Origin of the sequence: Rhodococcus sp. PML026, from assembly GCF_000963615.1 — a bacterium.
GTDB lineage: Bacteria > Actinomycetota > Actinomycetes > Mycobacteriales > Mycobacteriaceae > Rhodococcoides > Rhodococcoides fascians.
The window spans coordinates 69681-87520 of record NZ_KQ031375.1; the positions used below are offsets into that span (position 1 = coordinate 69681).

At 65.6% G+C, this 17840-nt stretch carries 13 protein-coding genes; 1 reads left to right on the top strand and 12 read right to left on the bottom strand.

Features of this window, described 5'->3' with window-relative positions; all coding sequences use genetic code 11:
* Positions 1 to 4 precede the first annotated feature (4 nt).
* The 9 genes from VF34_RS15960 to VF34_RS16005 all read right to left on the bottom strand — a co-directional run bounded on the left by VF34_RS15960 (position 5) and on the right by VF34_RS16005 (position 12531).
* Complete coding sequence (locus VF34_RS15960; RefSeq protein WP_032372392.1) at positions 5 to 1144, bottom strand: metallophosphoesterase; 1140 nt, start codon at positions 1142 to 1144, stop codon at positions 5 to 7.
* Positions 1145 to 1147: 3 nt separating this feature from the next.
* Entirely contained in the window at positions 1148 to 2812 is a 1665-nt protein-coding gene (locus VF34_RS15965; protein ID WP_230595109.1) for a VWA domain-containing protein, read from the bottom strand.
* Positions 2813 to 2879: 67 nt separating this feature from the next.
* Positions 2880 to 5054, bottom strand: a complete 2175-nt coding sequence (locus tag VF34_RS15970; RefSeq protein WP_032372755.1) for a malate synthase G — start codon at positions 5052 to 5054, stop codon at positions 2880 to 2882.
* A 64-nt stretch (positions 5055 to 5118) separates the two neighbouring features.
* Entirely contained in the window at positions 5119 to 6033 is a 915-nt protein-coding gene (locus tag VF34_RS15975) for a hypothetical protein (RefSeq protein WP_032372393.1), read from the bottom strand.
* A complete protein-coding gene (locus tag VF34_RS15980) occupies positions 6034 to 7155 on the bottom strand; it encodes a hemolysin family protein (protein WP_032370576.1) in 1122 nt (373 codons plus the stop codon). It lies immediately after the preceding gene.
* Positions 7148 to 8527, bottom strand: coding sequence for a hemolysin family protein (locus tag VF34_RS15985; RefSeq protein WP_027497158.1), 1380 nt, complete (start codon positions 8525 to 8527; stop codon positions 7148 to 7150). The genes VF34_RS15980 and VF34_RS15985 overlap by 8 nt, the downstream gene beginning before the upstream one ends.
* A 331-nt stretch (positions 8528 to 8858) precedes the next feature.
* Positions 8859 to 10295, bottom strand: coding sequence for a GMP reductase (locus tag VF34_RS15995; protein WP_027497156.1), 1437 nt, complete (start codon positions 10293 to 10295; stop codon positions 8859 to 8861).
* Between the two features lie 11 nt (positions 10296 to 10306).
* Positions 10307 to 11206 carry a DMT family transporter gene (locus VF34_RS16000; protein ID WP_032372395.1) on the bottom strand — a complete coding sequence of 300 codons (900 nt, stop codon included), beginning with the start codon at positions 11204 to 11206 and terminating at the stop codon, positions 10307 to 10309.
* On the bottom strand, positions 11203 to 12531 hold the full coding sequence (locus tag VF34_RS16005; protein WP_032372396.1) for a DEAD/DEAH box helicase: 1329 nt from the start codon (positions 12529 to 12531) through the stop codon (positions 11203 to 11205). The genes VF34_RS16000 and VF34_RS16005 overlap by 4 nt, the downstream gene beginning before the upstream one ends.
* Before the next feature lie 87 nt (positions 12532 to 12618).
* On the opposite strand from VF34_RS16005, the gene VF34_RS16010 reads away from it, so the two are divergent.
* Entirely contained in the window at positions 12619 to 13146 is a 528-nt protein-coding gene (locus tag VF34_RS16010; protein ID WP_052053297.1) for a DUF4262 domain-containing protein, read from the top strand.
* Positions 13147 to 13217: 71 nt separating this feature from the next.
* Here the strand turns inward: VF34_RS16010 and gndA are convergent, their stop codons facing one another.
* The 3 genes from gndA to VF34_RS16025 all read right to left on the bottom strand — a co-directional run bounded on the left by gndA (position 13218) and on the right by VF34_RS16025 (position 17834).
* Complete coding sequence (gene gndA, locus VF34_RS16015; protein WP_032372397.1) at positions 13218 to 14669, bottom strand: NADP-dependent phosphogluconate dehydrogenase; 1452 nt, start codon at positions 14667 to 14669, stop codon at positions 13218 to 13220.
* Between the two features lie 164 nt (positions 14670 to 14833).
* A complete protein-coding gene (locus VF34_RS16020; RefSeq protein ID WP_032370571.1) occupies positions 14834 to 16597 on the bottom strand; it encodes a DEAD/DEAH box helicase in 1764 nt (587 codons plus the stop codon).
* Positions 16598 to 16877: 280 nt separating this feature from the next.
* Positions 16878 to 17834, bottom strand: a complete 957-nt coding sequence (locus VF34_RS16025; RefSeq protein ID WP_027497150.1) for a M56 family metallopeptidase — start codon at positions 17832 to 17834, stop codon at positions 16878 to 16880.
* Between the last annotated feature and the right edge of the window lie 6 nt (positions 17835 to 17840).

A 17840-nucleotide genomic window follows, 5' to 3' on the forward strand; every position in this document is an offset into this window, starting at 1 on the left:
ATGGTCAGCCCCGCGTGAGTTCGAGCATCGCGATCTCGGGCGGGGCTGCCACGCGCACCGGCGGACCCCACGCGCCTGCACCGCGGGTGGTGTAGAGCGTGGTGTCACCGATCGTGTCCAGCCCCTCGACACTGGGCTGCTGGAGCGGCACCAGATAGCGGATCGGCCAGATCTGCCCGCCGTGAGTGTGTCCGGACACCTGCATGTCCACGCCCAGCTCGGAGGCCTCCACAGCCTGCTTGGGCTGATGAGCCATCAACAGCACGAAGCGATCCGGGTCGATGCCGTCGAGCGCAGCGCCGAGATTCGGTTCGTACGGTTCCGGGGCAGTGGCGTCGTTGATGCCGGCGATATCGATGGCAACGCCATCACGGGTGATCGTCGTGCGCTCGTTGCGCAACACGTCGATGTCGAGGGTCGACCAGAAGTCGAGCCACTCTCCGCCGTCGCCCGCGTAGAACTCGTGGTTGCCGCTGACAGCGAAGACCCCGAGAGGGGCTTCGAGGTCGCGCAGCGGCTCGAGGTCTTCTCCGACCAACTCCACTGTCCCGTCGATGAGATCGCCGTCGAGCAGCACGACATCAGGCTGCTGCGCGTTGACCGAATCCACGACCGTGCGCACGAAGCCCGCACCGCGAGACGGTCCGGCGTGAATATCGGACACCAATGCCACTCGCAGACCGTCGAATTCGGCCGGCAACCGGTCGAGCGCAACCTGGGTGCGTGTGACACGAGGCGAGGCGGCTTCGACGAGGCCGTACCCCACTGCGACGACGCTGACGAGAGCCACGACGACGGAGCCGACCCGCGATATGCGCAGCCGAACAGCAGTCGAATCACGATGCGACAGCGCGAACATCACCCGCACGACGGTGCAGATAAGAGCAACGAGGACCGTGCCGAGGAACAGATACAACACCACCGCCAACCAGGTCAGGCCGAGGAAAGCCGGGCCACGGGCCCAGGACGGATCGAACTCGACGCCGCTGCCGAAGCCGACCACCGCGCACAACCACAGAAGTATCAGCAACAGATCTGCAGGGCGTCCGACACGTGCCGGTGCCCTCGTTACGGAGAGAAACCGCCAGTGCAGGAAGAGCGTGACGAGGAGTAGGAAGACGCCGACAAAAAGTACACGAGACATGTTCTAGTACAGCAACTTTCCGAGTCGATCGAGGAGGTCTGGGGAATCCGATGTCGGGACCGTGTCCACGGTGCCGCCGGTGCGAGCTGCGATGTCGGTGAACACGGGGGCAGGGCTGCCGTCGCCGATGCGCACGACGTTCACCGCGACCGGCCGCGCCGGATCGGACGCCGATGTCAGTTCGGTGAGTAGCTCGTCCGCCGACAAGGGTGAGTCGTCCGGGCCGTCCGTGATCAGCACGACCGAATTGACGCGGCCGGGGACGTAACCGGCCACGGCGTCGAGATACGCGACGAGGACGGACGCGTACGTGAACGAGCCGGTTGCCGGCGTCAACGCCTCAGCGGTCGCATCGAGGGCGGAGCGCCTCGGAGTGGTCCCGACGGGAACTGTCATCGGTCCGGTCGGGACATCCACCCGGAAGGGCAGCGAGTTGTTCAGGTCTTCGCTGAAACTCCACAGACCGAGTTCGGTGGCGTCGGGGACTCGTCGGAACTGCTCGCTCAGTGCGCGAACAGTGTTCTGCAGCCGCGTCGCACCGCCTTCGGTGGTGCGCATCGACTCGGACACGTCGAGTAGAACAGTGGCACGGCGGGGCAGAACCGGATTGCGAAGCACAGCGAGCAGAGCGTCGGCAACCGGCCCCGATGGTGGGGCGACGATGCCCGCGTCCTGGGGCTCGTCCACGCTGAATCCCGCGTCCAGGAGTGTCTGCGTACCGTCGGGCTGACGAACGAAATCCACGAATGCCGCGGCTGCTCGGGTGGAGGTCTCGTCACCGGAGAGCACGACCGCCGGATGATCGGCGACAGGCGTTGCACCCTGTGGGCGAACGGCGGTCAGCGTCGAGGAATCGGTCGACGCGAGTTGCTGTTCGGTGACCGGGACCGCGTGGACGGCGGCGTCGGGGCCTGCAGCATTCTCGAGCGCCGCGAGGGCGTCGTACGTGGTGGAGGCCAAGGTTGCGGCAGCGCCGGTATCGGTCACCGCCAACTCCGACATCGCCGACACCAGTTGCGTCGAGGAGGCCTCCTCGACGGTGAGTGTGGTGGTCGGGTCACCGCGTACGCCTGCCGCGATGGCCGTGACCGCAAGAGTGCTCGCGCCGGTGTCGGAGCCGGACGGCACGGCGAGTCGAAGCCCACCCCACTCGGGGAGTCCGAGAGCCTGCGGGTCGCGTTGCAGTCGTATCAGATCTGCCCAGCTAGAGCCTGCAGCGACGACGGCGTCGGCCACCGCGCCCGGTGCAGCGAGGACGATCGGACTCGATGCGACGGGCCGCGGCGTACCGTCGATGGCTCCACGGTCTACGACGGCCTCGACGTCTGCCGAGGACTGGGGTATCCACAGACCTGGACGAGCGCCGAGCGCACCGACATCCCAGTTGTCGGCGCCGGAGTTCAGTGCCGCCCGCACCGCATCGGACGCGATGGCTCGAACCTCTACTGTTACACAGTGATCGCGAATTACCGGGGCGGTCGCGTCGAATCGTGTTGCCAGCTGTTCGATCGCGGCGGAGATGTCGGGGTCGGCCGCCACGGTGAGGACGGCCGGTCCCTCCACGCAGGTGTCGGCTGCCTCGATCCCCTGATCCGAAATTCGATCACGCAGCGCAAACCATCCGAACACGGCTGCCACCAGGACCGCGATCGTCAGTACGACGATCACGGGCCCGGCGGCTATGGAACGTCCGCGCCCTGAGTTCCGGTGTTCACCCACGTGGTCGACAAGTCCGTCAGGCGTTGACGGCCTTGTACTCCCGTCGGCGACGATGCAGGATCGGCTCGGTGTACCCGTTGGGCTGGCTCGTGCCCTGGAAGATCAGATCACTCGCAGCCTGGAAGGCGATGTTGGTGTCGAAATCGGGTGCCAACGGCTTGTACGTCGGATCGGACGCGTTCTGCCGGTCGACCACCGGTGCCATTCGCTTCAGCGATTCGCGCACCTGCTCCTCGGTGACAATGCCGTGCCGCAACCAGTTCGCGATGAACTGGCTCGAAATGCGCAGCGTCGCACGGTCTTCCATGAGAGCGATGTCGTTGATGTCGGGCACCTTGGAGCATCCGACACCGTGGTCGATCCAGCGCACGACATAACCGAGGATGGACTGCGAATTGTTGTCGAGTTCGTTCTGCTTCTCCTCGTCGGTCCAGTCGGTGGACGGCGCGAGAGGGATCTCGAGGATCTCGTCGACGGTGGCGCGCTTGGCTTTCGCGATCTCGTGCTGACGGGCGAACACGTCGACCTTGTGATAGTGCAAGGCGTGCAGGGTCGCTGCGGTGGGGGAGGGAACCCACGCAGTGTTCGCGCCGGCCTTGGGGTGGCCGATCTTCTGCTCGAGCATGTCGTGCATCAGATCGGGCATGGCCCACATGCCCTTGCCGATCTGCGCCTTGCCCTGCAAGCCGGCCGCCAGCCCGGTGTCGACATTGAAGTCCTCGTAGGCGGCAATCCACTTCTCGCCCTTCATCGCTCCCTTGCGAACGACGGGCCCTGCCTCCATCGAGGTGTGAATCTCGTCGCCGGTGCGGTCGAGGAAGCCGGTGTTGATGAACACGACCCGCTCGGACGCGGCCTGGATGCAGGCCTTGAGGTTGACCGTCGTGCGGCGCTCCTCGTCCATGATGCCGACCTTGAGCGTGTTGGTGGGCAGGCCGAGGACCTGCTCGACGCGGCCGAACAGTTCGGCGGTGAAGGCGACCTCGTCCGGTCCGTGCATCTTCGGCTTGACGATGTAGAGCGAGCCCGTACGCGAGTTCGAGAGCACGTTGTCCGGAGTCAACGAGTGCAGACCGGCGAGCGAGGTGAACAGTGCATCGAGAATGCCCTCGGGAACCTCGTTGCCCTCGGCGTCGAGGATCGCGTCGGAGGTCATCAGGTGGCCGACGTTGCGGACGAACAGCAGCGAACGACCGTGCAGCGTCAGCTCGGAACCGTCGACCGAGGTGTAGGTGCGGTCCCTGTTCATCGCGCGAGTGAACGTCTTACCGCCCTTGGAGACCTCCTCGGTGAGATCGCCCTTCATCAGACCGAGCCAGTTGCGGTAGCCCAGAACCTTGTCGTCGGCATCGACTGCGGCGACCGAATCCTCGAAGTCCATGATCGTGGTGACAGCCGACTCGAGGAGCACGTCCTTGACGCCCGCTCCGTCGGTCTTGCCGATCGGGCTCTCGGGGTCGATCTGGATCTCGAAGTGCAAACCGTTGTGCACGAACAAGATTGCCGTCGGCGCATCGGGTGTGCCCTGGTAGCCCAACAGCTGGGACGGATCCTTCAGGCCGACGGTGCTGCCGTCGGCCAACGTCACCGTCAGCGACGCGGCGTCGACGACGTATCCGGTGGTCCCGACGTGCGAGCCGGAGCTCAGCGGCAATGCCTCGTCCAGGAAGTCACGCGCGAACGCGATGACCTTGTCTCCGCGGACCTTGTTGTAGCTCGTGCCCTTCTCGGCTCCGTCGGTCTCGGGAATGGCGTCCGTTCCGTAGAGGGCGTCGTAGAGCGAGCCCCATCGTGCGTTGGAGGCATTGATCGCAAAGCGTGCATTGAGCACAGGAACCACCAGCTGCGGCCCGGCCGTGGTGGTGATCTCGGTGTCCACGCCGGAGGTGGTGATCTGGAAGTCGGCAGGCTCGTCGAGCAGGTAGCCGATCTCTGTCAGGAAGGTCTTGTACGCTGCGCGGTCGTAATCGGCACCGGCATGTTCGCCGTGCCACGCGTCGACCTTGCCCTGGATCTCGTCACGGACGGCAAGCAACGCTTTGTTCTTGGGAGCGAGATCGGCGATCACCGACGCGGCACCGGCCCAGAAGGCCTCCGAATCTACGTCGGTACCCGGCAGCGCCTCCTTCTCGACGAAATCGAATAGGACCTTGGCGACCTGAAGTCCACCAGCCTGCACACGATCGGTCATGAATTCCTCACTCTTTCCGGTCACGGACACCGGTGACGGTGTCCCCACGACAACGCTGTCGATGTTACTCGGCGGTAGGTCCGACGCCGAACCCGCCGCCGGTGAGCAGATTTCGACACCGATCCACCAGTGCCGAGCGTAGGGGAGCGGCCTTTTCCGACAGCTCTCCCTGCGCGCGAACGTACTCTGCCCGTCCAACCGCAGTTTCGATTCGGATGGGATCGAGATGGTACTCGCTCAGATCGTACGGACTTGCGCGCATATCGATCGTTCGCGCCTCCAACGCCAACTCGAAACAGTCGGTCACGAACTCCGAGTCGATCAACGGACCCAATTTGTAGCACCACTTGTACAGATCCATCGACGCGTGGATGCAACCGGGCTGCTCGGACCCCAGGCGCGACTCGGGGGACAACGCGAGGGCGTTACGCGGTACCGCGTCCTCGGTGAAGAAGCGGTAGGCGTCGTAGTGAGTGCACCGCAACGTCATCGAGTCCACCACGGCGTCGGTTCCCTCGTGACCGAGTCGCAACGGGACCTGGCTGTGCCGGACTGCCGAGTCGCCGCCGCGGTAGACCATCGCCCATTCGTGCAGACCGAAGCAGCCGAGCAGGGGCGGTCGCTCCCGCGTCGCCGACAGCAGACCCAGAACGAACTCGATGCTGGGCCGGCGTCGCTCGAGCAGATCCGACCGCACCCGGAATCCTGGACCGTCCGCAGTCTCGACCTGCTCGTACGAGGCGAACTCGGCGAAGTCACGCGCCCGATCGCCCGTCAGAACCGTGCCGTGGCCGGGATTCCATCGGCGCAACTGACCCGGGCGGTGGCTGTAGTAGGTGAACAAGAAATCCACCACCGGATGCACATTGCCGTGTCCGCGATCGACCAGATAGCTGCCGACGAGACTCTCCACCCGCGCCGAGTGCGCGTCTCGCCGGGCAGTCCACTCCGCCTCGGTCAGCGTTGCCGATTCGCCCATTCAGACGTTCCGCGGGGTACCGGTAGGTGCGGACTGACCCGGTCGGGGACCGGCGACACGGTGAGTCCCGTCTCGAACCGTGCCCACGAACTCCTCCACCAGATCCTCCAGCGCGACGATGCCGACCGTGGCACCGGTCGCATCGTGCACGGCACCGAGGTGGCTGCTGGCGCGCCGCAGCTTCGTCAGCGCGTCGTCGAGCACGGTGTCTATGGACACCACGGGCAGGGCCCTGACATCGCTGCGGGGAATGACGGTCTCCGGGCCGGCGGAGTCGTCGGCCATGTCGTCGAGCACGTCCTTCAGGTGCAGATAGCCCACCAGGGAACCGCTCGCATCACGCACCGGGTACCGAGAGAACCCGGTTTCGATGACTGCGCGTTCCACCGAACCGAGGGTCGGACCGAGAGTGTGGTCCGGCCCGGACAGCTCGATACTCCGAACCTGATGCGAGGGAATCAGAACCTCGGCCACGGTTCGGCCCGAGGTCTCGAGAGCCTGGCGCAATCTGCGGTGTTCCTCGGCGTCGATCAGTCCCTCCGAGCGCGATTCGCCGATCATCTGCGACAGCTCCACCGCCGAGACGGACGAACTCAGTTCGTCCTTGGGCTCGATGCGAAGCATGCGCAGCGTCAGGTTGGCGCACAGGTTGTAGAACGAGATCAGGGGCAACGCCACCTTGATGAACATCAGGTGGATGGGCACGAGCACCATGGCGGTGCTCTCCGGGCCGGCGATGGCGATGTTCTTCGGGACCATCTCGCCGACGAGAATGTGCAGAACCACGACGAGCGTCAGCGCGATGGCGAAGGCGATCGGGTGCAGGAACGAGCCGGGGATGCCGACCAGCTCCAGGGGCACCTCGATCAAGTGCGCGACCGCGGGCTCGGCGACGCGGCCGAGCAGAATCGAGCAGATCGTGATGCCGAGTTGTGCCGCGGCGAGCATCTGCGACAGATTTTGACCGGCCTCGATGACGCTCTGCGCGCGCTTCTTGCCCTGCGCCAGCAATGCTTCGAGACGATCACGGCGAGCTGAGATCAGTGCGAACTCGGCACCGACGAAGAAGGCGTTTCCGGCCAGCAGCAGAACTGCCAGACCTACCCCGAGAAAGTCACCCATCGACCTCACCGTCCGATCGCAGACGCGCCACTGCTTCGGCGTCGACCGGCAGGATCAGCACACGATCGATACGGCGGCCGTCCATGCGGATCACGCGCGCCATCCACCCGCCGTCGCCGTCGGGGACGTCCTCCGTCGCCGGGGACGGTAGAAGCACCGCGTCTCCCTCTGATGGAATCCGGCCGAGTTGCATCAGTACCAGGCCCCCGATGGTTTCGTATTCGCCTTCCGGGGCCGAATAGCCCGTCGCCGACGCAACCTCGTCGATGCGAAGCAGCCCCGCGCAGTCCCAGCCGTCGCCCGAACGAGCGACGTCCAGTTCCGGCTCGTCGTGTTCGTCGCGCACGTCGCCGACGATCTCCTCGATCAGATCTTCCATCGTCACCATGCCTGCGGTGCCGCCGTACTCGTCCACCACGAGGGCCACCTGCATTCCGTCGGCTCGCACGCGTTCCATCACAGCGTCGCCGTCCAGGCTCGACGGAACGACCGGAACGTCGCGCGCCAGGGACTCGACAGTGGTGGACCGGCGGTCCGCTCCGGCCACCGTGAACGCATGCTTGATGTGTACGACACCGACGGTGTCGTCCAGGTCGCCGTCGACCACCGGGAACCGAGAGAAGCCCGTTCGCGCAGCGGTTTCGATCAGGTCGGCGACGGTCGCGTCGGTGGCGAGAGTCTCGATCTTGACCCGCGGAGTCATCAGTTCCTCGGCGGTGCGGTCGCCGAACTGCAACGACCGGTCGACCAGACGTGCGGTGTTCTCGTCGATCGAGCCCTGCTGGGCCGACGTTCGGACCAGTGAACCGAGCTCCTGCGGTGATCTTGCCGAACGCAGTTCCTCGGCCGGTTCGATGCCGAGCCGTCGCACGAGCCAGTTGGCCGAGCCGTTGAGTCCGTTGATCGCCCATTTGAAGATCAGGGAGAACCCGGCCATCGCTCCGGCTGTGACCCGCGCGGTCGACATCGGTTTCGCGATGGCGATGTTCTTGGGGACCAGTTCACCGAAAATCATCGAGAACGACGTGGCCAAGATCAGAGCCACCGCGAGGGAGATGCCCGACGCAAGAGAGTCCGAGGCACCGAGCGCGGTGGTCACCGGCCGAATGAATCCTGCCAGCACCGGCTCCGCGAGATAACCGGTGATGAGGGTGGTGATCGTGATGCCCAGCTGCGCGCCCGACAACTGAAAAGACAGCGTCTTGTGAGCATGCAGAACTTGGCGCGAGCGTAGGTCGCCGTTCTCGGCCTGAGACTCGACCGCACTGCGTTCGAGAGCAGTGAGGGAGAACTCTGCCGCGACGAAGAGGGCAGTACCTGCCGTCAGCGCCACGAAGCCGATCAGGCTGACGATGGTGACGAGAGTGGCCACAGGTCAACGCCGCCGAAGTTGAGAGAGCAGTACCGCTCCGCTCGTCTGCGGGGACCTGTCGAAATCGGTGTCGCCGGGTTTCTCTCCCGGCTCGATAGAGGATCCCTCCGATGTGGAACCGTCGTCGTGCTGTTCCGCAGTTGCCGAACCGGCAACCGAAATAGTGGGTGCCTCGGGCACCTGATTCCCTTCTGTCTGGTTCGCGTTGCGGCACACCGGTGGTGGCCGACGCGTCGTCGATCCGCGCCGAGTCGACGTTGTCGTCTCGGCGCGGGCAACGACAGCGAACGTCGTCGAACTCGTAGTGGGTGAGTCTAACCGTGTCGGTGCGTTACCACCCGGACGGCAGGGGGCGCCCTTCGGCAAATCCTGCGGCCGACTGGACTCCGAGGACGGCTCGTTCGGCCAATTCGGGCAGGGAACGGGCCCCGGCATAGGTGCATGTGCTGCGCACACCTGCGCAGATGTGATCGATGAGGTCTTCGACGCCGGGACGATCCGGATCCAGTCGCATCCGGGAACTGGAAATCCCTTCCTCGAACAACGCCTTGCGGGCGCGGTCGAAGGCCCCGTCGGTGGCAGTGCGCGCCGCGACGGCACGCTTGGACGCCATGCCGAAGCTTTCCTTGTATCGGTTGCCCGCCGCGTCGACGCGAAGGTCTCCGGGAGATTCGTAGGTGCCCGCGAACCAGGATCCGATCATGACGTTGGCGGCACCGGCCGCGAGCGCGAGCGCGACGTCGCGAGGATGGCGAACACCGCCGTCGGCCCAGACCGACGCACCGAGTTCGGCTGCGGCAGCCGAACAGTCGGCCACGGCGGAGAACTGCGGCCGACCCACGCCGGTCATCATGCGAGTGGTGCACATGGCCCCGGGGCCGACACCGACCTTGACGATGTCCGCACCCGCCGCCACCAGGTCACGGGTGCCCTGAGCGGAGACGACGTTGCCGGCGGCGAGCGGTACGCCGAGATCGAGCGAACGCACTTCGGCCAACGCTTCGAGCATCTTCTGTTGGTGCCCGTGGGCGGTATCCATCACCAGGACGTCCGCACCGGCCTCGACCAGTGCCGTCGCCTTCTTCGCCACGTCGCCGTTGATGCCGACCGCGGCGGCGATCCGCAGCCGTCCCGACGCGTCGACGGCAGGGGCGTAGATGCCGGTGCGGACGGCACCGGTGTTCGTCACCACACCGGCCAACGAACCGTCGTCCTCGACGACGATCGCGAGCTGGGCGTGGGCGGCCTCCATCAGCTCGAAGACCTCTTTGGGTGAGGCGTTGCGGGCCACCCGCACGAAGTCGGTCGCGGCCACCGAGCTGAGCCGAGCGAAGCGATCGACGTCCGCGCAGGCGCTCTCGGTGACGACACCGACGGGCTTGCCGTGCTCGACGATCACCACGGATCCATGAGCGCGCTTGTGCACCAGGGCGAGCGCATCGGAGACCGAGGCGTTGGGGCCGAGAACGACCGGTGTGTCGGCAACGAGATCTCTGCTCTTGACGAATGCGACCGTTTCGGCGACGGCCTCGGTGGGCAGGTCCTGCGGAATGACGGCAATGGCACCGCGTCGTGCGACGGTCTCGGCCATCCGCCGACCCGATACTGCGGTCATGTTCGACACCACGATCGGAATGGTCGTTCCCGACCCGTCGACCGTGCTGAGGTCCACGTCGAAACGAGAAGTGACATCGGTCCGGTTCGGGACGAGGAAGACGTCGTCGTAGGTGAGATCGTAGGGCGGCTGGTGACCATCGAGGAACTGCACGTTGATCGAGACTACCGGTCGGATGGACTTCCTGGGTTCGACGCCCCGTCCCGAGCGGTCGGTTCGGACGCGTTCGCAGCCTGCGTACGCGACAGCAGGACCGTCGTGACGATCATGACGGCCACGGCCACGACGATGACCGTCAGGGCTGCGCCCTCGGTTCTGATTCGCTCGTTCAGGACAGTGACTCCGACGAACGCCGCGCCGAGTGGTTCACAGATCGTCACGGCCGGCATCGACGCCGACAGCGGACCCACCTGGAATGCACGCTGCTGCAGGTAGAAGCCGACGACGCCGGATCCGATCAGCGTGTAGGTCTGCCAGGCCGTCAGCGCCTCGACCGGGTTACCGTCGACGAGGTCGGTGACGTTCTTGGTCAGCGCAGCCGCCAGGCCGAACAGCAATCCTCCCGCTGCACCGAGCAGTAGTGCCCGAACTCCCGGCGAGGTGAGCAGCAATCCGCCCGCGGCGGCGCAGCCGACCACGACGGCCACCGCGATCAGTGGAACGAGCCATTGCACGAAAGGGGCGTCGGTATTGCCCTCGCTCGGGTCGCCCACCACGATGAAGACGGCGAGTGCCGCGGCCATCGCCACGGCGAGCGCCCAGGTGGTGGCGGGCAGTGTTCTCCCGACCAGCTTTGCCGACATCGGGAGAGCGAACAGCAGTGCTGTCACCAGCAGAGGTTGGACGATCAGTACCGAGCCGACCCACAGCGCGGCGATCTGAACCGCATAGCCACCGCCGTCTCCGAGGACCCCTACCCACCACCGCGGGCTGCGCACCAGTGCCGAAACGAGGGATTCACCTTCGGGGACGGACGCGGCCGCGCTCTGTTGCGCGACCGACGCGCAGGCGAACAGGAACGCCGAAATCAGCGCGAGTACGACCGCCGGCCAGGACGCGGTCACCCGCGTCGTCCTCTGCTACCGCCACCCCGCCGACTCTGGGTGCCATCGCTCCGCCCACGCCTGCCCGGCGTACCCGTCCGGCCCGCACCGCGCGCAGTTCGGGGGTCGGCCGCAGCACCGCTCGTCGTCGGTACCGAGGCCGGTAGCGGTCGACCGATCGGGGTGCGTGCGCCCGTCGGTCGACGCCACGCGGACTGGTCCAGATCGGTATCGATGATCGTGGCGGCAACGCCGGCCTCGTCGGCCATCGATCGGACGCGATCCAACTGGTCGTCCGTTGCCAGCGTCACGACGGTTCCGCGGGCACCGGCACGTGCAGTACGTCCGGCGCGATGCAGGTAATCCTTGAAATCGACCGGGGGATCGACGTGAACCACGAGCGTCACGTCGTCGACGTGAACACCGCGGGCTGCCACGTCGGTTGCGATGAGAGCCACGGACGTGCCCTCGCCGAAGGCCGCGAGCGATCGGGTGCGGTGCGCCTGAGTCTTGTTGCCGTGCAACGACGATACCGGCACACCCAGCGCGAGGCACTCGTCGGTGAGTCGATCGACGGCATGGGTGGTCCGTAGGAACAGAAGTGTCTTCCCGTCGCGGTTGGCAAGTGCAGCAGCGACTTCGGTCTTCCTGGCCGCCTCGATTCGGAAGACGAAATGGGTCATGTCGGGTTCGCTGACGGCTGCCGCAGTGGAGTGCACAGCGGGGTCTTTCAGAAACTTCTCGACCAGCCCGTCGACCTCCCCGTCCAGCGTCGCGGAGAACAGCATCCTCTGACCGTGTGCCGGGGTGGCGGCGAGCAGTGAATCGACCTGAGGCAGGAAACCCATGTCCACCATGCGATCTGCTTCGTCGATGACGGTGACCTCGACATGCTCGAGTGTGATCGAGCGTCGCTGGAGGAGATCGATGAGCCGGCCGGGAGTCGCGACCACGATGTCGACTCCGCGCTGAATATCTCGGACGTTGCGTTCGAGCGGAACACCTCCGACGACGCCGACGGTTCGAAGTCCGAAGGTGGCACCGTGGATGTCGAGTACTTCACGAATCTGCAGTGCCAGTTCCCGCGTGGGGGCGAGAATCAACCCGCGCGGTGCCGCAGGTGCGCTTCGCTTGCCGGCGAGGTGGACGAGAATCGGCAGGGAGAACGCCAGGGTCTTACCCGAGCCCGTGGGTGCGCGCCCGAGGACGTCCCGTCCGGCAAGGGCATCGGGGATCGCCGCGACCTGAATGGGAAACGGGTCGCGAGCACCTGCATTCCTGAGGGAGTGCACCAGAACGACGGGGAGACCGAGGTCTGCGAACGATCGAGTGGATTGACCCGGCATGGAGCTGACCTTACCGCCGGATCGACGACGCGTTCGACCGTTCTTGTCGGTACCGCACGCAATACTTGCCCTAGAACGTGAGTTCGAATGGCGTTCGAGACGCAATCTCCGCAGGGGCGGTTGCACGGCGAAGGTGGGGGAGTCATGTGCAAGATGTGCCGAGGGTTCGGTGTCGACAATTACATCGATGACGTGAGGGCAACGATCGAGACATTCGGGTGGGCGCTGCAGTACGTGGAATCGGAGGTCGATCGAGACGGCGTTCATCCCGCGTTCTGCTACACGGTCGGTCTCACCGACCTGGGCAGTCCCGAAATCGTCGTGACGGGACGCGGGCCACGTGAATCCTCGATGATCCTGAACGCGCTGGGGACTTCGGTGGCGTCGGGGATGTTGGAGATCGAATCCGGAATCGGTTGTGCAGCAGCAGGATTCGATCTTCTGGCCATCGACGTGCCGGATTGTGCGGACATCCTGTACGTCGCCTCCGACGTGTACGGCACGGGACGCTTCAGCGCCGTACAAGCCGTCTGGAGGGACCTCGAAGGTGCACTGCCGTGGGAGGGAATTCCGTCGACGGTGGTGCAACCGATACTCGGGCCGGTGCCCTTCTGAGCGAGCGAAGACCGATCACACCGGTGGCACCGCACGAAAGTACGCGCGGTGCCACCGGCGAGGGACCGATGTCAGGCTTCGATCTCGGAGCGATCTCCACTCCACAGAGTGTGGAACTTGCCCTCGGAATCGGTGCGCTCGTAGGTGTGCGCACCGAAGAAGTCGCGCTGTCCCTGTGTCAAGGCCGCAGGCAGACGCTCGGCACGCAGCGCGTCGTAGTACGAGAGCGAGGATGCGAACGCAGGCACCGGGATGCCGAGCGACGCAGCCGTGATGACGACGCGCCGCCAACTGTCGATCGCGTTCTCGATGGCGTCACGGAAGTACGGCGCCAGGATGAGGCTCGGTAGTTCGGCGTTGACGTCGTACGCGTCCTTGATGCGGTTCAGGAATCGCGCCCGAATGATGCAGCCACCACGCCAGATCGTGGCGAGATCGCCCGGATGCAGATTCCAATCGTATTCGGCGCTACCCGCCGCGATCTGATCGAAGCCCTGTGCGTAGGCGACGATCTTCGACGCGTACAGCGCCCGGCTGATGTCGTGGGTGAACTGCTCGGCATCGGTCGGCTTGTCGGCCAGTGATCCCGAGGCGAGGCCGACAGCGGCCTTGCGCTGGGCCCGCGATCCCGACAGAGCCCGTGCGAACACTGCCTCGGCGATGCCGGTCACGGGTACTCCGAGATCGAGTGCCGCCTTGACGGTCCATCGACCGGTGCCCTTCTGCTCGGCAGCATCGACGATCACATCGACCAGTGGCTGCCCGGTCTTCGCGTCGACCTGGCGAAGGACCTCCGCAGTGATCTCGACGAGATAGCTCTCCAGATCGCCCTTGTTCCACTCGGTGAAGACGTCTGCAACCTGCGCAGGCGAGTACCCGAGCGCGTCGCGAAAGAGGTTGTACGCCTCGCCGATGAGCTGCATATCGGCGTATTCGATGCCGTTGTGCACCATCTTGACGAAGTGGCCGGAGCCGTCGGGGCCGATGTGCGTGCAGCACGGCGTGCCGTCCACCTGCGCAGCGATGGACTCGAGCAACGGTCCCAATGCCTTGTAGGACTCGGCCGGACCACCCGGCATGATCGACGGGCCGTTGAGCGCGCCCTCTTCGCCGCCGGAAATACCGGCGCCGACGAAGAGCAGACCGCGGTCCTTCATGGCCGCCTCGCGGCGGATCGTGTCGGTGTAGAGCGCGTTGCCGCCGTCGATGATGATGTCGCCTTCCTCCATCACACCGGCGAGTTCCTCGATCACCGCATCGGTCGGGTCGCCTGCCTTCACCATGATGAGCACGCGCCGCGGCTTCGCCAACGCGGCCACGAACTCCTCGATGGTCTCGGTACGGATGAAGTTGCCCTCGGTACCGTGCTCGGCGATCAACGCGTCGGTTTTCGCGATACTGCGGTTGTGCAACGCGACAGTGTGCCCGTGGTGGGCGAAGTTACGCGCGATGTTGGAGCCCATGACGGCGAGTCCGGTGACTCCGATCTGAGCCAGTTCTGTCTCTTTTGCTGCTGAGGTCATACAGACAGCTTTCCTTGCCGCGCGATTTCGCGCGAGCCAACCCCCTGGGTCGGGTGCGACGCCGGCCGATACGAAGAAAAAGGTGCCGCATTCGCGAAGAATGCGGCACCTCGGGGTTCGAGCGACGAAGCCCGTCCAATCAGGACTTCGCCTCGAACAATGGATCAGTGGCTGCGTGCAGGCCCGTCGAAACCGTCGTACGAACGACGCTCGGTGCGGCTACGGAACCCACCCGATCGGTTCTCGTCCTGGCGCGGGGCGGATGCGGGACGACGGTTGTCCGAGCCACGGTTGTCCGAGCCGCGACCTTCGTAACCGCGACCCTCTGAGCCGCGGTACGAGCTCGAGTCGGAGCGACGCGGGCGGTCACCCTGGTAGCCGCCTTCGCTGCGCGGGTTGGATCCCTGGTAGCCGCCGGTGCGAGGGCTCGATCCCTGGTATCCCGTGCGGGGACGGTCACCCTGGTAGCCGCCTTCGCTGCGCGGGTTGGATCCCTGGTAGCCGCCGGTGCGAGGGCTCGATCCCTGGTATCCCGTGCGGGGACGGTCACCCTGGTAGCCGCCTTCGCTGCGCGGGTTGGAACCCTGGTAGCCACCGCTGCGGGGGTTGGACCCCTGGTAGCCACCGGTGCGCGGGCGGCTGTTGCGATCACGCGGGGTGGATTCGGCACGCAACGGCTCACCGGTCGGCTTCTTGGCTCCGGTGATGCTGTTGAGTTCGGCCGAACCGGGGGAGACGTTGACCGCGGTGGCCTTGACGCCGGCCATCCCGGTCAAACGCAGAACCTGACGACGCTGATTGGGGAGCACGATCGCGACGACGGTGCCCTTTTCTCCAGCGCGTGCCGTGCGGCCGGCGCGGTGCAGGTAGTCCTTGTGGTCGGCGGGCGGATCGACGTGCACGACCAGGTCGATTCCGTCGACGTGAATTCCGCGGGCCGCGACGTCGGTGGCCACGAGCACAGGGGTGCGACCGTTCTTGAATCGCTCGAGCACTCGGGTGCGCTGGTTCTGTGCCTTGCCGCCGTGCAGCGACTCTGCAGCGATGCCGAGGGCGCGCAGGCGATCGGTGATGCCGTCGCAGCCCAGCTTGGTGCGCGCGAACATGATGGTGCGGCCGCCTTCACGGGCACCGATCTCCGAGAGCACCAGATCCTTCTGGCCGCGGTCGACCATGAGGACGTAGTGGTCCATGGTTCGGACGCTGGCCTTGCCGTCCTGGGTGGAGTGCTCGACGTGGTCGGGCAGGAACTGGCGAACCAATGACTGGACCTCGCGGTCGAGGGTGGCCGAGAACAGCATCCGCTGGCCGTCTGCGGGTGTATCGGCGAGTACGGCGCGCACCTCGGGCAGGAAGCCCATGTCGGCCATCTGATCGGCCTCGTCGAGCGCGGTGATCTCGATGGAGTCGAGGATGCAGGTGCCCTGACGCAGGTGATCTGCCAGTCGTCCCGGAGTGGCGACCAGTACGTCGACTCCGCGGCGAAGCTGCTCGACCTGCTTGTTGAACGGGGTGCCGCCGACGGCAGGCATGACCCGGAGGCCCTGTGCGTTGGCGTAGGGAGCGAGCGACTCGACTACCTGGAACGCGAGTTCGCGGGTGGGAACCAGTACGAGCGAACGCGGGCGCTTGGCGGCCGGTCGATCGGTGTGCAGCGACAGGCGCTGCAGGATCGGCAGGCCGAAGGCGAGGGTCTTGCCCGAACCTGTCTGCGCGCGACCGAGGACGTTCTTGCCGGCGATGGCGTCGGGAAGCGCCTTTTCCTGGATGGGGGACGGCACGGTGATCGAGTTACGAGCGAGAGCCGCGACGACTGCCTCGGGCAGACCGAGCTCGGCGAATGTGAACGCCGGTGCCGCTGCGGGCGTCGGTACGGCCGTCGAGTCGGACTCGGGGGAAACGGTGGTATTGGAAACAGCGTTGGTCACGCAGTAAAGCCTCTCCGGATTGCGGGCACGCCAATAAGCCCGAAGCTGAGAGACCCGACGAGAAGGGAAACACGAAAAACAGCCAGAACACATTGATACGAGCCAGGGCACTGTCACCTGGCCATCGGTACGCAGGTCGAACCTGCATAAAGTGGGGCTGTTTGTGCCATTTCGATTGCTTGGTCGCGATGGCGACCGAGTTCTACTGTACGGGACGTACCGCCATTTGTTCACCCGGATGGGTGTGACCTGCGTGACCCCCTGACGTGGCGGCGCTCGATCAGCCGAGGAGTTTGCTCAGCTCTTCGAGCCACGGCATCGCGACGTAGATGGTCGGCAGCACGAGTATGACGACGGCGGCCAGATATGCCACAGCGGCGATCCGGACGTCGCTGCCCGGCCCGCTCAACCGCTGGACGCGTATGAGTGTGTGCGGTCCGCCGGCTGCCATGGCACCCCGCGGTGCGGTGGATCCGGCACACGTCACGAGTGCGCGCGCGAGAGGGGTGGGTCCGGTGACCTTGACCGCCGTGTCATCGGCCAGTAGCTCGACCAACAGCTGAACGCTGCTCAAGGCGGACTTGCTACGAACGATTCTGGGGAACGCCTCGTTGACCGCGGTGAACGCTTCCAGCACGAGGTCGTGACGGGATCGTAGGTGTGATCGCTCGTGACTGAGGATCGCGGTCACCTCCGCTTCGGAGAGGCTGGCAAGCGTTCCGCGGCTCAGCACCACCCGCTGCCGTAGTCCGGGCAGGCAATACGCAATAGGTTCCGCCGCGTCCAGAACCCGGATGTCTGCATCACGCAGGCTCCTGAACGGATTGTCGCTCTTGTCGGTCCGGTCGAGCAGATCGACCAACATGCGATGACGGGAGCGGCGACGGCGGGTACGCACCGCCACCTGAGCCACCGAGAACATCAGTTTCGCTCCGATGCCCAGAGTGATCGCGAGCACCACCACGTACAAGGTCCACAGAGGCAGGCCCAAGGCGTCGATCTCGTCGGTCGGAGCCGTGGTCGGACGGCCGTCGGGGCCCGGCACGAGCAGCAATCCGCCGATTGCCAGGCCGGAACTGAAGGCCGACAACACGGCCGCGAGGGCGATGGCCTGCCACAGCACCAGAGCAGCGCGAGGCGACCGGTACGGCCAGCTCGCACGGGCGAGCATCGCCGGCACAGGTCCAGCCAGGATCAGCGCGAGTATCGCGAATACCAGCGCAGTGGTGGAGTTCATGTCCTC

Bases quoted from the DNA above. Each gene is read 5' to 3' on its own strand.
- VF34_RS15960 (WP_032372392.1), bottom strand. From the start codon at position 1,144: ATGTCTCGTGTACTTTTTGTCGGCGTCTTCCTACTCCTCGTCACGCTC.
- VF34_RS15970 (WP_032372755.1), bottom strand. From the start codon at position 5,054: ATGACCGATCGTGTGCAGGCTGGTGGACTTCAGGTCGCCAAGGTCCTA.
- VF34_RS16025 (WP_027497150.1), bottom strand. From the start codon at position 17,834: ATGAACTCCACCACTGCGCTGGTATTCGCGATACTCGCGCTGATCCTG.
- VF34_RS16010 (WP_052053297.1), top strand. From the start codon at position 12,619: ATGGCGTTCGAGACGCAATCTCCGCAGGGGCGGTTGCACGGCGAAGGT.
- VF34_RS15975 (WP_032372393.1), bottom strand. From the start codon at position 6,033: ATGGGCGAATCGGCAACGCTGACCGAGGCGGAGTGGACTGCCCGGCGA.
- VF34_RS16005 (WP_032372396.1), bottom strand. From the start codon at position 12,531: ATGCCGGGTCAATCCACTCGATCGTTCGCAGACCTCGGTCTCCCCGTC.
- VF34_RS15980 (WP_032370576.1), bottom strand. From the start codon at position 7,155: ATGGGTGACTTTCTCGGGGTAGGTCTGGCAGTTCTGCTGCTGGCCGGA.
- gndA (WP_032372397.1), bottom strand. From the start codon at position 14,669: ATGACCTCAGCAGCAAAAGAGACAGAACTGGCTCAGATCGGAGTCACC.